Origin of the sequence: Flavobacterium sp. KBS0721 (assembly GCF_002007065.3) — a bacterium.
In the GTDB taxonomy this organism is placed as follows: domain Bacteria; phylum Bacteroidota; class Bacteroidia; order Flavobacteriales; family Flavobacteriaceae; genus Flavobacterium; species Flavobacterium piscis.
On record NZ_CP042170.1, the window covers coordinates 1013743 to 1028888 of the forward strand.

A 15146-nucleotide genomic window follows, 5' to 3' on the forward strand; every position below is an offset into this window, starting at 1 on the left:
CTATATATTTGTTCAAACAACATTTTTACAATGGGTAAATCTTTAGAAGAAGTTCACCAATCGGTCGCAACACAACATAAAAAAACAGGTTTCAGAAAAATATTAGCCTTTTTAGGCCCGGCATATTTAGTAAGTGTAGGATATATGGATCCTGGAAACTGGGCAACAGATATTGCCGGAGGTAGCCAGTTTGGATATTCTTTACTTTGGGTTTTATTAATGAGTAACCTGATGGCTTTGCTGTTGCAGAGCTTAAGTGCCCGACTCGGAATTGTAACGCAACGCGATTTAGCTCAGGCTTCGAGAGAAACCTATTCAAAATTCATCAACTATATTTTATACTTTCTGGCCGAAATTGCCATTGCGGCTTGTGATCTTGCCGAGGTATTAGGAATGGCAATTGGTATTAATTTACTTTTTGATATTCCGCTGATCGAAGGTGTTTTGATTACCGTGTTAGATACTTTCTTATTGCTTTTCTTAATCAATAAGGGAATCCGAAAAATGGAAGCTTTTATTATTGTATTGGTCGCCATTATTGGTTTCTCTTTCATTTTCGAAATGATCTTTGCAGAACCGGAACTTGATAAAGTATTTTACGGACTTATTCCGTCAATGCCTAATTCTGCTGCTTTGTATATCGCTATCGGGATCATTGGTGCAACGGTAATGCCTCACAACTTATATTTACATTCTTCTTTGGTGCAAACCCGAAAATTCGACCGAACTCCGGCCGGAATTAAACAGGCTTTGAAATACAACCTTATCGATTCGACAATCGCTTTGAACCTCGCTTTCTTTGTAAATGCTGCCATTTTAATTTTGGCTGCAGCCACATTTTACAAGAACGGAATGTTTGAAGTTGCCGAAATTCAGGATGCACATCAGTTTCTCGAACCTTTGTTAGGGACCAAATGGGCGCCTATTTTATTTGCCGTTGCTTTGATTGCCGCAGGACAAAGTTCGACCGTAACCGGAACTTTGGCCGGACAAATTGTAATGGAAGGATATTTGAATTTAAGGATTCAGCCTTGGGTTCGACGTATAATCACCCGCTTAATAGCTATTGTTCCGGCCGTAGTCGTGATTTTAATTTATGGAGATGGCGTAACCGGAAAATTACTAATTCTGAGTCAGGTCATTTTAAGTTTACAATTAGGATTTGCGATTATTCCGTTGATCCACTTTGTGAGTGACAAATCTAAAATGAAAGGTTTCCATATTTCAAGAACCACACAAATTGCTGCCTGGATTATTGCTTTGATTATCGTTTCGCTAAATGCAAAATTGGTTTACGACGAAATTACTTCATGGCTAGACAATTCAAGTCATCCACTTATTCTTTGGTTTACCGTGGTTCCGCTTGCCTTTGCCTTTCTTGCTTTGTTATTGTATATCATCGCAAAACCTTTTATCGCAAGAGCAAAATCGAATATCGAGAATCATTCGCCTCATCATTTAAAGTTGGTTTACACACCAAAAGAAAGTTACGGCAAGAAAAACATAGCCATTTCTGTCGATTTTTCGAAAGCCGATGAAGCTGCACTGAACAATGCCTTTGAATTGGGCGGAATCGACGCGCAATACACCTTAATTCATATTGTAGAAACGGTTGGTGCCTTAATGTACGGACAACATGTAGACGATCACGAAACTACCATAGACGAAAAATTGTTATTAGAATATAAAGAGATGCTTTCGCAGAAGGGCTTCAGGATAGCAACAGAACTTGGTTTTGGAAAACCTAACACCGTGATTCCGAAGATTATTAATGCAGGAAGTTTTGATATTTTAGTCATGGGAACCCACGGCCACACTGGATTAAAAGATATTTTATTTGGTACAACCGTAGACAAATTGAGACATAAAATTTCAATACCTTTGTTGATTGTTAAATAAAGCTTCTGAGATACTAAGTCGCTAAGTTTCTAAGATTTTTCTTAAAGAATCTTAGCTTAGAAACTTAGTATCTCGAAAACTTAGAAACTTAGAAAAAAAATGACTTTCTCAGAAGAAAATTATCTAAAATCGATATATCATCTTACTACTTCTAACGATGCAGAAGTAAGCACGAACGCTATTGCGGAAATGATGGAGACTAAAGCTTCATCGGTTACGGATATGCTTAAAAAGCTTTCTGAGAAAGATTTAGTAAATTATAAAAAATACCAGGGTGTTTCTTTGACCGAAAATGGAAAACTCGCCGCCAAAATGATTGTTCGAAAACATCGTTTATGGGAAGTGTTTTTGGTTGAAAAATTGAATTTCTCCTGGGATGAAGTGCATGATATTGCAGAACAACTGGAACACATCAAATCTGAACAATTGATTAATCGTTTGGATGATTTTCTTGGAAATCCTACCGAAGATCCACACGGTGATCCAATTCCGGACGCGAACGGAAGAATCGTTAAAATCGAAAAACACTTGCTTTCTGAATTAACAGAGAATCAAACGGGAGTTTGTGTGGGTGTAAAAGATACTTCATCTGAATTTTTGAAATATCTCGACAAACAAGGAATTGCTTTGGGTTCGCAGATTGAACTTTTATCTAAAGAATCTTTTGATTTATCTGTTAAGATTAAAATCGATGGTCGTGAATTGTCTATTTCGAATAAAATTGCTTCGAATTTGTTTGTGAAGCTTATTTAGGGTAGTTATTCCGCAGAGATTCGCGAAGGTTTTTCACAGAGGAACGCGAAGGACTGATTTTTTTCGTTTGTCAGACTGAGCGAAGTCGAAGTCTCGCAAAGTGATTCAGCGAACCGGGCTTCGACTTCGCTCAGCCTGACAAACTGAATGCTATAGCTTCAATATTAGTAAAACCTAAACAATCCCTTTTTCAATCATTTCTAACATGACAGGCGAAGCGTTTTTAAATGTCGGTTCCTGCTCGATAATACTTCCTGCATTTTTCTTGTTTACTTTAAAAGTCACATCATTATCTGTGGTAAACAACAAAGCGGTCAAAAATGGATTTTTGATGTAAGTTCCCAAAACTAATAAAGCCTCGTCTAAAGTATGAGTACTTTCGATTTCTTCGGTTTTATAACGGGTTGTTAAGGCGATCGAATAGGTATTGTCTTCGTTTATCGCCAAACGGAAATAGATATTTTTAATCTCGGTATCACCGATAGTTTTTGCAAGAGTTAGTTTGGCAAAAGTTCCGGCTTTGATGCTTTCTTTGACACGTTCACAAAAAAGAGCAAATATTGGTTCGTACATTTTTTTAAGGTTCTAAGGTTCTGAAATGCTAAGTAACTGAGTTTTTAATTACGTTGAGCCGCTTTGTGTTGTTTTACCACAGAGTTGCACAAAGATTTCGCAAAGTTACACAAAGCTTTGTATTAAACTTTTTCTTTGTGACTCTCTGTGAAATCTTTGTGCAACTCTGTGATACAATTTTATTTTCCTGTAAATTCAGCTTTGCGTTTTTCTAAAAATGCTGTTGTTCCTTCTTTAAAATCCTGAGTTCCAAAACACTTTCCGAATGATTTTATTTCGGTTTCGAAACCATCTTTACCGTCTTTATAATTGGCATTGATCGCTTTTATGGCTTTATTGATGGCAAATGGAGCATTTTTTATGATTTTTTGGGCTATTGTTTTGGTAAAAATCAAAAGTTCAGCTTGTGGCACTACGTGATTTACTAAACCGTATTGTTTGGCTTCTTCGGCAGAAATCATGGCTGCCGTCATAATCATTTCCATTGCGCGCCCCTTGCCTACTAATTGTGGCAAACGCTGTGTTCCTCCGTAACCCGGAATCAAGCCTAAAGTTACTTCCGGCAATCCCATTTTTGCGTTATCCGAAGCTACTCTAAAATGGCACGCCATTGCTAATTCTAATCCGCCACCAAGAGCAAAACCGTTTACGGCAGCAATTACTGGTTTCTTTAAGTTTTCGATAAAATCAAAAAGTGATTCTTGTCCTTCGGAGGCTAATTGGGCTCCTTCAACAATAGTATAATTGGCAAATTCTGAGATATCAGCTCCTGCAACAAATGCTTTTTCGCCAAATCCTGTCAGTATAATGACACGAACGTCATCGTTTTTGCCTAATAATTTAATGGCTTTACTCAAGTCGCTGATAGTAGCTTTGTTTAAAGCATTTAACTTTGTAGGTCTATTAATGGTTACGGTTGCAATTTTGTCTTCAATCGAGATTAAAAGATTTTCGTAGTTCATGACGGTGAGTTTATGAGTTTGTAATAGGTAGAGAAACTCTAAATGTGGTTCCTTTTCCGTATGTTGATTCAAAGGTAATTGTTCCTTTGTAATTTTCGATAATGTTTTTTATAATTCCGAGGCCAAGTCCCATTCCGCTTGTTTTGGTGGTAAATTTTGGTTCGAAAATCCTGCTGGTGTCTTGTTTTTGAATTCCAACTCCGTTGTCTTTTACGGCGATTTCAACATTATTGTTTCTGCGCTTTACCGTTACAACAATCGATTTATGAAACTGGCTTTCCGGAATGGCCTGCGTGGCATTTTTAACGAGATTGGTAATAACGCGAATCAATTGCGTACGATCCATTTTTGAGATGATTTCTTCTTCTTCGCTTTCGAAAACAATATAATCTTCGTTAAAAATATCCAAAGCCAATTCAACAACCTCAACCACATTTAAGGTTTCGTTTTGCTGTGCCGGCATCGAGGCAAAGTTCGAAAATGCCGAAGCCACCGCCGTCATGGTATCTATTTGCTGAATTAAAGTTTCGGAATAATCGTTTAATTTTTGTTTTACATCGGGCGCTGTCGGGTCAAACTTGCGTTGAAAACTCTGTACGGTCAAACGCATTGGCGTAAGCGGATTCTTGATTTCGTGCGCGACTTGTTTGGCCATTTCGCGCCAGGCTTCTTCACGCTCACTTTGGGCTAGTTTTATGGCACTTGTTTCCAATTTATCGACCATTCCATTATACGCCTTTATAAGGAAATTGACTTCCTTACTATTCGCTTCTAAAACAATTTTCTCGTTTTTCTGATCCAGATTGGTTTCTTCTAAACGATCTGAAATGGTTTTCAATGATTTTGTGATATAAGTCGAAAGGAAATAGGCCAATGCAAAAGCCACAACTAACATAAACGAGTAAACCTGACTTAAACGAATCAGGAAAGTATTCAATTCGTTGTCATAATAGCCGTCGTCTTCCAGATACGGAAGATTCAAAATTCCAAGCGGTTTGAATTTTTCGTCTTTGATTAAACTGTAAGAAGATCGGTTTTTGACTCCGTCGATGGTTTTGATATCTACAAAACGCTTTTCGATAGAAGAACGCACCAGTTTTAGGATATATTCCGGAATTGGCGGCGCTACTTTATCTACCGCAAAGGATTCTTTTGAAGATTTTAGTAATTTCCCGCCAAGGCTGTAAATATTGATTTCGATTTTGTGAATTTGGGCCAGTTCGTGAATTTTATCTTTGAAAATAAGATCCAGATTTCCTGTTTTTAAAGGATAAGTTGTTGTAGAAAGCACATAATTGATATGCTCTTTTACAGCATTTTCTTTGCGCTCAAGACGTTCCTGATGGTATTCTTTGGCTTCATTCTTAAACTGAATAATAGAAATGGAAGCCAATAAAAAAGATGCTACAACTATCAATACAATCATCGAAAGGAAAATCCTGACACGCAATGAAAGCATCGACATTTTGAAGTTATTCAGCATATTTTTTAGTATTCAGTCTCAGCATTCAGTCTCAGTCTCAGCATAAAACTGAAAACTGCGACTGCGACTGAAAACTATTTTTTCTCTCGTATTCTTTTGTAAAATCGGAAACCCAGCATTATTAAAACTGAAAATAAAATGATTCCAATTACACCGAAAATCCAGTTGATGGCACTTTTTAAAATTACTAAAAAAACCACTGCAAAAAGTATTATCGTTGCGCCTTCATTCCATAAACGCATAAAATTGTTGGAATATTTTACCTCATTATTTTGTAATTGCTTGAAAATCTGATGGCATTTTAAATGATATAAATATAATAAGAACACAAAAACCAATTTAACGTGCATCCAAGGCATTTTAAGCCAGGCTTGTCCTAAGTCTGTAAAAAACAACATCCAAAACGCAAAAATACTCGCCAAAATTGCTGATGGCCAAGTAATAATATACCATAAACGGTACGTCATTATTTTGTATTGCGCTTGTAAAATCTCTTTTTCAGGAGAAGGTTTTTCATTGGCTTCGATTTGGTAAACAAACAAACGCACAATATAAAACAAACCCGCAAACCAGGTTATTACAAAAATAAGATGCAATGATTTTAAGTAGTTATAGTATTCCATGCTTTTTGTTTCAAGTTTCAAGTTTCAAGTTTCAAGTTTTTTTTAAAGTTGATTTTCACTCAACAATCTTTTTTCTTTACTCTTTACTCTATTTTCTATTTAGCCCAATCATTAATCCAATTTCCAACAGTTTCACACCATTCATCATCGTCATTCAAACACGGAATTGCCAAGAATTGCTCTCCTCCGTTTTTTTCAAAATCTTCTTTGGCGCGCATGGCGATTTCCTCAAGAGTTTCTAAACAATCAGATACGAAAGCAGGTGTTACAACTGCAAGATTCCTGATTCCTTTTCCTGGCATTTTATCGATTTCAACATCGGTATAAGGCTCTAACCATTTGTCTCCCGCTAAACGTGACTGAAATGTCAAACTGTACTTATCTTCAGGAAGTCCTAATAATTTCACGACTTGTTTTGTGGTTTCATAACATTGATGACGGTAACAGAAATCGTGTGCCGGCGAAGGTGTATTACAGCAAGAACCATCAATTTTACAATGTGATTTGGTTACATCGGTTTTACGAATATGACGTTCCGGGATTCCGTGGTACGAGAATAATAAATGATCGTAATCAAAACCAACTAAATGTTTCTGAATCGAATCGGCTAAATTCTTGATGTAGTCCGGTTTGTTATAAAACGCAGGAACATCAGTAAAAGTCATTTGTGGAAATTTCTTTTTACGAATTTCTTCTGCTTTTACTAAAATAGTCAAAGTCGAAGCCATTGCATATTGCGGATACAAAGGGAAAAGCAACACTTCGGTAACGCCTTTATCGTGCAGTTCCTGAAGTCCTTTTTCGATTGTCATACTTCCGTAACGCATAGAAAGTGCCACCGGAACATTTACCAGAGGTTGTACTTTTTTCTGCATTCTTTCTGAAAGGACTACCAAAGGAGAACCTTCTTCCCACCAGATTTTTTTGTACGCATGAGCTGATTCTTCCGGTCTTTTTCTTAAAATAATTCCACGAACTAACAAAGCTCTTAATAAATACGGAACATCAATCACGTATTTATCCATTAAAAATTCGTCTAAATACGGTTTTACATCTTTTGGTTCCGGACTTTCTGGAGATCCTAAGTTTACTAATAATACGCCTTTCATTTATTCTTTGCTTTAGGCTTTAAGCGCTAGGCTTTAAGCATTTAATTTGTTTTTAAAAATTTCGTCAAAAGTATTCTTTGTTCTTTTTTAGAAATATGATAATTATTATTTTTTATTTATTGTTGAATATCTAAAATTGATTCTTTTAAACATCTTTACTATTTATTCTTTTTTATATTTTTTGAATAGTTTTTCCAAGGACTTATATTCTTCCTCTGTTCCAAAGTTTTCCACCTGAATTTCTCTTTTAGAACTAATTATATAAAATTGTCCACACGAAAAACAAATTTTAGCTATACCTGAAATTTCATTGTTTTTCTTAAAAACCAAAATATCTCTATATTCTGGTGCACAAGCTTTATTTAATTGAAACACATTTAAAGAGAATTTTTCCAGAAAAACATCATTTTTTAAATACTCAATATCTTTTTGAGATAATTCAAACTTAGAAAAACCATTAGAATTAATTGTTTTATAAAAAACATTATCATCTAATTTATCTGGCAATTCAGAATATAAAATATTATTTAAAATAGAATCTTTTATGCCTTTTCTATTATTTTCAATTATTTCTTTTTCCTCGTTTTTATATAATGAATAATATTCAACATTGTCAAAATCAAAAAACATTTTTTCTTCTTTTGATTTGCAAGACAGGATTAGAAAAAGCAATAAAAATATTGAATATCTTTTAATCATTAAACATTCGTATTAATAGACATCAAATACTTTTTAGGAGTTGTAGCAAACTTTTTCTTGAAAGCCGCTATAAAGTGACTTCCGGTGCTGTATCCAATTTTCAATCCAACTTCGTTTACATTATAAGATCCGCTGTCGAGAAGTTTGCGGGCGAAATCCATTTTGTAATCAAACAGAAAACCATAAACGGTGTCGCCGTAAATTTGTTTGAAACCCATTTTGAGTTTCTTCAAATTCAAACCAATTTCGTCTGCTAATTCCTGTAATCCTGGCGGTTCGGCCATATTGGCGATGATAATTTCTTTGGCTTTTCGGATTTTTAGAACGTTATCTTCATCAATCAAAAACGGACATTGTTCTGCGTTTGGATCTTCTGTTCTGTTGAAATACAAACTCAACAATTCGTATCCTTTTCCTTTATAATAAAGATTTTTTATCGACGGATGAAGGTTATAATGAAACAATTGACTCAGCACAATAGCCATAGAAGGACTAATATTTCCCTCATTATAATATTTTTTGTCCTTATTATCAGGACTTAAAAAAGTAATATAATCTGCTTCCGCAGAAAACAACGCGTGAAATTTCTTGATGGATACAATAACAGAAATGACCCATGAATTTGGAGCGAGTTCTAAATTCAGCGGTAATTCTTTCTGTGGATTGTACAAAAGCAATGATTTTTCTTCTTTTAAATCTAAAGCATAACTGCCTTGATTGAACAAGAATTTGGCATTCCCTTTTATCCCGAAATGAAACTGTATCAGGCCACTACCTACTTCGTGTTGTCCGAAAAAGGGCTCTGAACTGTCATTTTGAAAACGAATAAGCGTAAAGTCGTCTTCAATTTTAATAATTTCCTGAGAACTCATAGCGATATTTTTTTAGTACAAAAATCAAGATAATTACAGTTTCTTATTTAGAATCACTCTAAACAAATCATTTCTAATCAATTGATTTTGCTACAAAAATACTTCTTTTTGCATAAAAACAGCCGTTTAGAAACAAAAAATCACGCAGCGATACAAAAAGTACTTTCAGCGTTACTTTTATAAAGACTATAGTGATAATTTTGTTGCACTTTTATGAAAGTGAATTTATGGAAAACAATAACGTACCTAAACATCTTTATTTTTACTCAGTTGGTCTGAGTTATAAAAAAGCCGATGCTGAGGTAAGAGGTAAATTTAGTTTGGATGCAATTGCAAAAACGCGTTTGCTTGAACAGGCTAAAGAAGAAGGAATAGAAAGTTTAATTGTAACTTCAACCTGCAACAGAACCGAGATCTACGGTTTTGCAGAACATCCATTTCAATTGATAAAACTAATTTGTGATAACAGCAACGGTTCAGTCGATGCTTTTCAGAAAGTTGGTTTTGTTTACAAAAATCAGGAAGCCATTAATCATATGTTTCGCGTAGGAACTGGTTTAGATAGTCAGATCTTAGGCGATTTTGAGATTATTTCTCAAATCAAGACCAGTTTTGCACATTCAAAATCTATGGGTTTAGCAAATGCTTTCTTAGAAAGATTGGTAAACGCTGTAATTCAGGCGAGCAAAAAAATCAAAAACGAAACTGAAATTAGCTCAGGCGCAACATCGGTTTCTTTTGCATCAGTACAATACATTCTTAAAAATGTAGAAGATATTGGCAATAAAAATATTTTACTTTTCGGAACAGGAAAAATCGGAAGAAATACTTGCGAAAATCTTGTAAAACATACCAAAAACGAACATATTACTTTAATCAACAGAACGAAAGACAAAGCTGAGAAATTGGCCGGAAAACTAAATTTGATTGTTAAAGATTATTCGGAGTTACACTTAGAACTTCAAAAAGCAGATGTTGTGGTTGTCGCAACAGGCGCTCAAAACCCAACGGTTGACAAAGCAATTTTGAATCTAAAAAAACCTTTATTGATTTTAGATTTATCGATTCCTAAAAACGTAAACGAAAACGTTGAGGAATTAGAAGGCGTTACCTTAATTCACATGGATTATTTGTCTCAATTGACAGATGAAACTCTTGAAAACAGAAAATTACACATTCCGGCTGCCGAAGCGATTATCGAAGAAGTAAAAGAGGAATTTGTTACCTGGACAAAAGGACGAAAATTTGCTCCAACTATAAATGCTTTAAAAGAAAAACTGAATGCTATTAAAGTTTCAGAATTAGATTTTCAAAGCAGAAAAATTGCTGATTTTAATGAAGCTCAGGCGGAAATCATCAGCAACAGAATCATTCAGAAAATCACTACTCATTTTGCCAATCATTTAAAAGACGACGATACCATGGTCGATGAAAGCATCGAATGGATCGAAAAAGTCTTTAAAATAAAAGCATCTTAAAAATAAATTTTCCACCATATAAGTCATATAAGTTCATTTAACATAGTTATTTACGCAGTGCTTAAATTTACTTATATGACTTATATGGTGAAGAAATAATAAAAAATGGCTGAAAAAACAATCAGAATTGGAACTCGCGATAGCGAATTAGCACTTTGGCAAGCACATACTGTCGAAAAAAAACTAAATGATTTAGGTTATAAAACCTCGATTGTTGCAGTAAAATCTACAGGCGACATTATTCTTGACAAACCGCTTTACGAACTCGGTATCACCGGAATTTTTACGAAAACTTTGGATATAGCTATGATTAATGGCGATATTGATATTGCGGTTCATTCTATGAAAGATGTTCCAACAGCTTTACCAAAAGGTATTGTTCAGGCGGCAGTTTTAGAAAGAGCCAATGTTTTGGATATTTTAGTTCATAAAGGAAATCCTGATTTTGCGAATCCAAGTACTATTGCAACCGGAAGTTTACGTCGTCAGGCACAATGGTTCAATAAATATCCTAATCATACTGTTGTTGATTTACGTGGAAACGTAAACACTCGTATGCAAAAATTGCAAGACAATAACTGGGACGGAGCTGTTTTTGCTGCTGCTGGTTTAGAGCGCATTAACCTAAAACCTGGCAACTATATCAATTTAGATTGGATGATTCCGGCACCGGCGCAAGGAGCAATGCTTGTTGTAGCAATGGAAAACGACAATTATACACTTGACGCACTTTCGCAATTAAACCATATCGAAACTGAAATTTGTACCTATATCGAACGTCAGTTTTTGAGAACCTTAGAAGGTGGTTGTACGGCGCCAATTGGGGCTTTGGTAACTTATAATGAAGACGAAGATACTTTGCATTTTCAAGGTGTTTTACTTTCGATTGATGGAAAACAAAAACTTGATATCGATAAAAAGGTCGATATTGCCGAATGGAAAAAGCTAGGTTTCTTCGCAGCTCAGGAAATCTTAAACAATGGAGGAGCAGAATTGATGGCATCTATTAAAGAATCTTTAAAAAAATAATGAGTAAATCAATTCAAATATTATCTACAAAAAAGCTATCGGGCGAACAAAAACAGGCATTGGTAAAAGCCAATATTGAAGTTGTCGAAGCTGATTTTATTCAAACCCAAAATAAATCTTTCGAACTTAAAGACCTCAACGAAAATCTGATTTTCACGAGTCAGAATGCGGTTCATAGTGTTTTAGCTGATCCGAAATCTGAAGCACTAAAAAGTAAAAATGTATTTTGCGTGGGATTAAAAACCAAGATTCTTTTATCAGAAAATGGTTTTAATGTTGTGGCTTACACCGGTTATGCAGCAGATTTAGCCGAAATCATCACTTTAATTTACCGCAATGAAAGTTTTACCTTTTTTAGCGGAAACTTACGTAGAGAAACATTACCAAAAGCGTTAAAAGATGCTGATGTAAAACTGAACGAAATTCAGGTTTACGATACCTCATTAACGCCACAGAAAATAAAAACTGCCGTTGACGGAATCTTATTTTTTAGTCCTTCCGGCGTTGAAAGTTATTTGAAAGACAACACAATCAAGAAAGAAAAGTGCTTTTGCATTGGAAAAACCACTGCCGAAGCTTTACATAAAATTACAAAAAACATCATCATTGCAGATCAGCCAACGGTTGAAGACGTAATCGAAGATGTAATTGCTGAATACAGCAATAAGCTTTAAGCCTTAGGCCATAAGCACAAAAATTTATATAGCAATACGCTTTAGGCTTTAAGCCGTAAGCAAATAATAAAACAGAAAACAACGCTTAAAGCCTAAAGCTTAAAGCCTAAAGCAACAAAAAAATGTTAAAAAACGACCTATTTTTAAAAGCATTAAAAGGAGAAACTGTTCAACGTCCGCCAGTATGGATGATGCGTCAAGCCGGAAGATATTTACCGGAATTTATCGCTTTGCGTGATAAATATGATTTTTTTACACGTTGTCAAACCCCTGAGTTAGCAGCAGAAATTACAGTTCAGCCTATTCGCAGAATTGCACCGGATGCAGCAATTTTATTCTCAGATATTTTGGTTGTTCCGCAAGCAATGGGAATTGAAGTTTTGATGAAAGAGAATTTTGGTCCATTTATTCCAAATCCAATTCGTTCAATGGCAGATGTTCACAGAGTTTATGTTCCGGACATTCAGGAAACTTTAGGTTATGTAATGGATGCCATTAAATTGACTAAAGAAATGCTGAACGACGAAGTACCATTAATTGGTTTCGCTGGTTCGCCCTGGACCATTTTCTGTTATGCTGTTGAAGGAAAAGGTTCTAAAAGTTTTGATACTGCAAAAGGTTTCGCTTTCTCAAACCCTGCTGCAGCACATACATTATTACAAAAAATTACAGATACTACTATTTTATATCTTAAAGAAAAAGTAAAAGCAGGTGTTGATGCCGTTCAGATTTTTGATTCCTGGGGAGGAATGCTTTCTCCGGTTGATTATCAGGAATTTTCATGGAAATACATCAACCAAATTGTTGAGGCGTTGGCAGATCATGCTCCGGTTATTGTTTTCGGAAAAGGATGCTGGTTTGCTCTTGGTGAAATGGGGAAAAGTAGAGCTTCGGCATTGGGTGTAGACTGGACTTGTTCGCCTAGAAATGCACGTTATTTGTCTGGTGGAAACATTACTTTACAAGGAAATTTTGACCCATCAAGATTGCTTTCTCCAATTCCAACCATCAAAAAAATGGTTCATGAAATGATCGACGAGTTCGGAAAAGATAAATATGTTGTAAATTTAGGTCACGGAATTTTACCAAATATCCCTGTAGACCACGCAAAAGCGTTTATCGACGCGGTTAAGGAATACGGGAACTAAACAGAGTATTCAGTTTTCAGTCGCAGTTTTCAGTTTAGTTTTAAGCTGAACTGAGACTGAGACTGAAAACTAAAAAAAACCTTAGATGTTCGCAAACCTAAACTTCACCAGAAACTCGCCATTTTCGTTTGTAGAATATGCATTTCAGGCATATTATGCAACTGTATTTCTGATGGTTTGGCTGCATCCGGAAGAACATCCGGTGAGTCTTATAAATGATTTGGCTGTTCTAATGGCTTTCGAATTTATCATGGTGCATTCAGGAGTTTTTATGGCGGTTATGCCTAAAAAATTATCGCTTTTTGTGTTTTTTCCGATGTACGGATTGTTTGCACTGGCTTTTCATCATTCTGTCATTAATACCAATATTTTATATATTTATTTGCTAACGGTTTTAAACCGGATGCGATTTGCTTTTTCTGATGTCAGTCCGGAAGTTCGGGCTATGCAGATGGGTAAATCTGCTGCGAAAGCAATGTTTTACTTCTTTTTGATTTTTGCAGTTTGTTTTGGAAATAGTATAATTCCGCAATTTGGATTAACAGAAGAATTTTTAGAAAAATCCAAGTATTTTGACACTGTAAAATCAAGCGGATTGTTTATAGAAAAACCATATGTACCAATATGTATGGGTTTTATATACTACTCTTTGCCGGTTTTGTATTTTATTTATAGAACTATCAAAAGTTTTGGAAGAAATAACAATGATACTTTTCAGCAAGAAAAATTAATTTTCAGCAAAACAACCTATAGTCAGAAGTTTAAGTCGGATAAAAGATAAAAAATCATGCTCAACAAAGGTTTAAGAGACGAAGAAAGTATTAGAATAGAGAACACTCTAAGAACTTTACATGCGTTAATTTTTGTTCCAAAGTTTTGGAATGCCGAAGATACGAGTCTTATAGATGAACAGCTAAAGAGTTTTGGTTTAAGCCTGGAAAGAACAATTGAAATCCCTGAAGAAGAACTGATTCTTCTTTTACAACAATGTCATCTCGACTGGAATCAACAAGAACAATTTGCAGATATTTTAATAGGATTGTCACAAGAAAAACAATTTGATTTTTTAGGAAAAGCACTTGCTATTTACCAATATATACAAAAAGAAAGCAAAGTTTTTTCTTTTGGAATAAATACTAAAATTGCTTCGGCCAAAAATAAAAAGCCATGAGTTTTATTGATTGGAAAATAGACCGAATTGAAGATGTTTTGCCTAAAGAATTTTACAATTTAATAGATAAAAACAGCCATCATATTGGAAAAACTTTCCCGGTAACTCTTGCCAATTCAGATTCATTAAAAAAAGCAGAAGATTTTCTGGAAATCAGCCGTAATAAAGAAAAAAACAACGAAGGTTTTTATTTTTACGCAAGAGATATTCAAACCAACAATTTAATTGGTTATTTGTGTGTAAAAACCATTGATTACCGCATTTCAAAATGTGAATTAGGTTATTTTGTTGATGAAGATTATCAGGGAAAAGGAATAACATCAAAAATGGTTCTGGACGCGCTTGCATTTTGTTTCAACGAATTGAAGATGAATAAGGTTTTCATCTGTACTTCAGAAATTAATTTAGCAAGCCAGCGAATTGCATTAAAACATAATTTTAAACAAGAAGGAATTTTGCGGGACGAATTTAGAAATGGTGACGGCGAACTGCAAAACACTGTTTATTTCGGATTGCTCAAATCAGAATATAATAATGAAAGATAAATTTTTCTTTATTAAAGATTAACATAAACTAAACCGTAACAAGTTGTAACGGTTTAAAAATGGAAGAAGCTAAATTGAAGAAAAAAACAGGGAAGAAAGTGGTCAATAAATTAAATGCTATTGATTAT

At 34.8% G+C, this 15146-nt stretch carries 16 protein-coding genes; 9 read left to right on the top strand and 7 right to left on the bottom strand.

The window, feature by feature from the left end; genetic code table 11:
- Positions 1–30: 30 nt before the first annotated feature.
- On the top strand, positions 31–1899 hold the full coding sequence (locus B0M43_RS04650) for an Nramp family divalent metal transporter (RefSeq protein ID WP_065451868.1): 1869 nt from the start codon (positions 31–33) through the stop codon (positions 1897–1899).
- Positions 1900–1998: 99 nt separating this feature from the next.
- Positions 1999–2652, top strand: coding sequence for a metal-dependent transcriptional regulator (locus B0M43_RS04655; RefSeq protein WP_078006673.1), 654 nt, complete (start codon positions 1999–2001; stop codon positions 2650–2652).
- A gap of 174 nt (positions 2653–2826) precedes the next feature.
- On the opposite strand, the gene B0M43_RS04660 is transcribed toward B0M43_RS04655, so the two are convergent.
- The 7 genes from B0M43_RS04660 to B0M43_RS04690 all read right to left on the bottom strand — a co-directional run bounded on the left by B0M43_RS04660 (position 2827) and on the right by B0M43_RS04690 (position 8973).
- Positions 2827–3225, bottom strand: coding sequence for a hypothetical protein (locus B0M43_RS04660; protein WP_055094364.1), 399 nt, complete (start codon positions 3223–3225; stop codon positions 2827–2829).
- Positions 3226–3404: 179 nt separating this feature from the next.
- Complete coding sequence (locus tag B0M43_RS04665; RefSeq protein WP_065451865.1) at positions 3405–4187, bottom strand: enoyl-CoA hydratase/isomerase family protein; 783 nt, start codon at positions 4185–4187, stop codon at positions 3405–3407.
- Positions 4188–4197: 10 nt separating this feature from the next.
- Positions 4198–5613, bottom strand: a complete 1416-nt coding sequence (locus B0M43_RS04670; RefSeq protein WP_078006672.1) for an ATP-binding protein — start codon at positions 5611–5613, stop codon at positions 4198–4200.
- Between the two features lie 131 nt (positions 5614–5744).
- Complete coding sequence (locus tag B0M43_RS04675; RefSeq protein ID WP_078006671.1) at positions 5745–6293, bottom strand: CopD family protein; 549 nt, start codon at positions 6291–6293, stop codon at positions 5745–5747.
- 95 nt (positions 6294–6388) lie between these two features.
- The gene (gene hemH, locus B0M43_RS04680) at positions 6389–7402 is read right to left on the bottom strand and encodes a ferrochelatase (RefSeq protein ID WP_078006670.1); all 1014 of its coding nucleotides are present in this window, start codon (positions 7400–7402) and stop codon (positions 6389–6391) included.
- A 162-nt stretch (positions 7403–7564) separates the two neighbouring features.
- Positions 7565–8101: a hypothetical protein gene (locus B0M43_RS04685; RefSeq protein WP_078006669.1), complete on the bottom strand. Its 537-nt coding sequence runs from the start codon at positions 8099–8101 to the stop codon at positions 7565–7567.
- A complete protein-coding gene (locus B0M43_RS04690; RefSeq protein ID WP_056247889.1) occupies positions 8101–8973 on the bottom strand; it encodes an AraC family transcriptional regulator in 873 nt (290 codons plus the stop codon). The genes B0M43_RS04685 and B0M43_RS04690 overlap by 1 nt, the downstream gene beginning before the upstream one ends.
- A gap of 227 nt (positions 8974–9200) precedes the next feature.
- On the opposite strand from B0M43_RS04690, the gene hemA reads away from it, so the two are divergent.
- From hemA to B0M43_RS04725, 7 genes are all read left to right on the top strand, one after another.
- Positions 9201–10451, top strand: a complete 1251-nt coding sequence (hemA, locus tag B0M43_RS04695) for a glutamyl-tRNA reductase (RefSeq protein ID WP_065451860.1) — start codon at positions 9201–9203, stop codon at positions 10449–10451.
- Between the two features lie 105 nt (positions 10452–10556).
- A complete protein-coding gene (hemC, locus tag B0M43_RS04700) occupies positions 10557–11480 on the top strand; it encodes a hydroxymethylbilane synthase (protein ID WP_078006668.1) in 924 nt (307 codons plus the stop codon).
- On the top strand, positions 11480–12154 hold the full coding sequence (locus B0M43_RS04705; protein WP_078006667.1) for a uroporphyrinogen-III synthase: 675 nt from the start codon (positions 11480–11482) through the stop codon (positions 12152–12154). Before hemC ends, B0M43_RS04705 begins: the two co-directional genes overlap by 1 nt.
- Positions 12155–12276: 122 nt before the next feature.
- On the top strand, positions 12277–13302 hold the full coding sequence (gene hemE / locus B0M43_RS04710) for a uroporphyrinogen decarboxylase (protein ID WP_065451857.1): 1026 nt from the start codon (positions 12277–12279) through the stop codon (positions 13300–13302).
- A gap of 85 nt (positions 13303–13387) precedes the next feature.
- Positions 13388–14083, top strand: a complete 696-nt coding sequence (locus B0M43_RS04715; protein WP_078006666.1) for a hypothetical protein — start codon at positions 13388–13390, stop codon at positions 14081–14083.
- A gap of 6 nt (positions 14084–14089) precedes the next feature.
- Complete coding sequence (locus B0M43_RS04720) at positions 14090–14473, top strand: hypothetical protein (protein ID WP_078006665.1); 384 nt, start codon at positions 14090–14092, stop codon at positions 14471–14473.
- Positions 14470–15018 carry a GNAT family N-acetyltransferase gene (locus tag B0M43_RS04725; RefSeq protein WP_078006664.1) on the top strand — a complete coding sequence of 183 codons (549 nt, stop codon included), beginning with the start codon at positions 14470–14472 and terminating at the stop codon, positions 15016–15018. The genes B0M43_RS04720 and B0M43_RS04725 overlap by 4 nt, the downstream gene beginning before the upstream one ends.
- The last annotated feature ends 128 nt before the right edge of the window (positions 15019–15146 follow it).

Excerpts from the sequence above, each read along its gene's own strand:
- B0M43_RS04660 (WP_055094364.1), bottom strand. The coding sequence starts at position 3,225 with ATGTACGAACCAATATTTGCTCTTTTTTGTGAACGTGTCAAAGAAAGC.
- B0M43_RS04715 (WP_078006666.1), top strand. The coding sequence starts at position 13,388 with ATGTTCGCAAACCTAAACTTCACCAGAAACTCGCCATTTTCGTTTGTA.
- B0M43_RS04690 (WP_056247889.1), bottom strand. The coding sequence starts at position 8,973 with ATGAGTTCTCAGGAAATTATTAAAATTGAAGACGACTTTACGCTTATT.
- B0M43_RS04665 (WP_065451865.1), bottom strand. The coding sequence starts at position 4,187 with ATGAACTACGAAAATCTTTTAATCTCGATTGAAGACAAAATTGCAACC.
- B0M43_RS04670 (WP_078006672.1), bottom strand. The coding sequence starts at position 5,613 with ATGATTGTATTGATAGTTGTAGCATCTTTTTTATTGGCTTCCATTTCT.
- B0M43_RS04685 (WP_078006669.1), bottom strand. The coding sequence starts at position 8,101 with ATGATTAAAAGATATTCAATATTTTTATTGCTTTTTCTAATCCTGTCT.
- B0M43_RS04725 (WP_078006664.1), top strand. The coding sequence starts at position 14,470 with ATGAGTTTTATTGATTGGAAAATAGACCGAATTGAAGATGTTTTGCCT.
- hemC (WP_078006668.1), top strand. The coding sequence starts at position 10,557 with ATGGCTGAAAAAACAATCAGAATTGGAACTCGCGATAGCGAATTAGCA.
- B0M43_RS04705 (WP_078006667.1), top strand. The coding sequence starts at position 11,480 with ATGAGTAAATCAATTCAAATATTATCTACAAAAAAGCTATCGGGCGAA.
- B0M43_RS04675 (WP_078006671.1), bottom strand. The coding sequence starts at position 6,293 with ATGGAATACTATAACTACTTAAAATCATTGCATCTTATTTTTGTAATA.
- hemH (WP_078006670.1), bottom strand. The coding sequence starts at position 7,402 with ATGAAAGGCGTATTATTAGTAAACTTAGGATCTCCAGAAAGTCCGGAA.
- hemE (WP_065451857.1), top strand. The coding sequence starts at position 12,277 with ATGTTAAAAAACGACCTATTTTTAAAAGCATTAAAAGGAGAAACTGTT.
- B0M43_RS04650 (WP_065451868.1), top strand. The coding sequence starts at position 31 with ATGGGTAAATCTTTAGAAGAAGTTCACCAATCGGTCGCAACACAACAT.
- B0M43_RS04655 (WP_078006673.1), top strand. The coding sequence starts at position 1,999 with ATGACTTTCTCAGAAGAAAATTATCTAAAATCGATATATCATCTTACT.
- B0M43_RS04720 (WP_078006665.1), top strand. The coding sequence starts at position 14,090 with ATGCTCAACAAAGGTTTAAGAGACGAAGAAAGTATTAGAATAGAGAAC.
- hemA (WP_065451860.1), top strand. The coding sequence starts at position 9,201 with ATGGAAAACAATAACGTACCTAAACATCTTTATTTTTACTCAGTTGGT.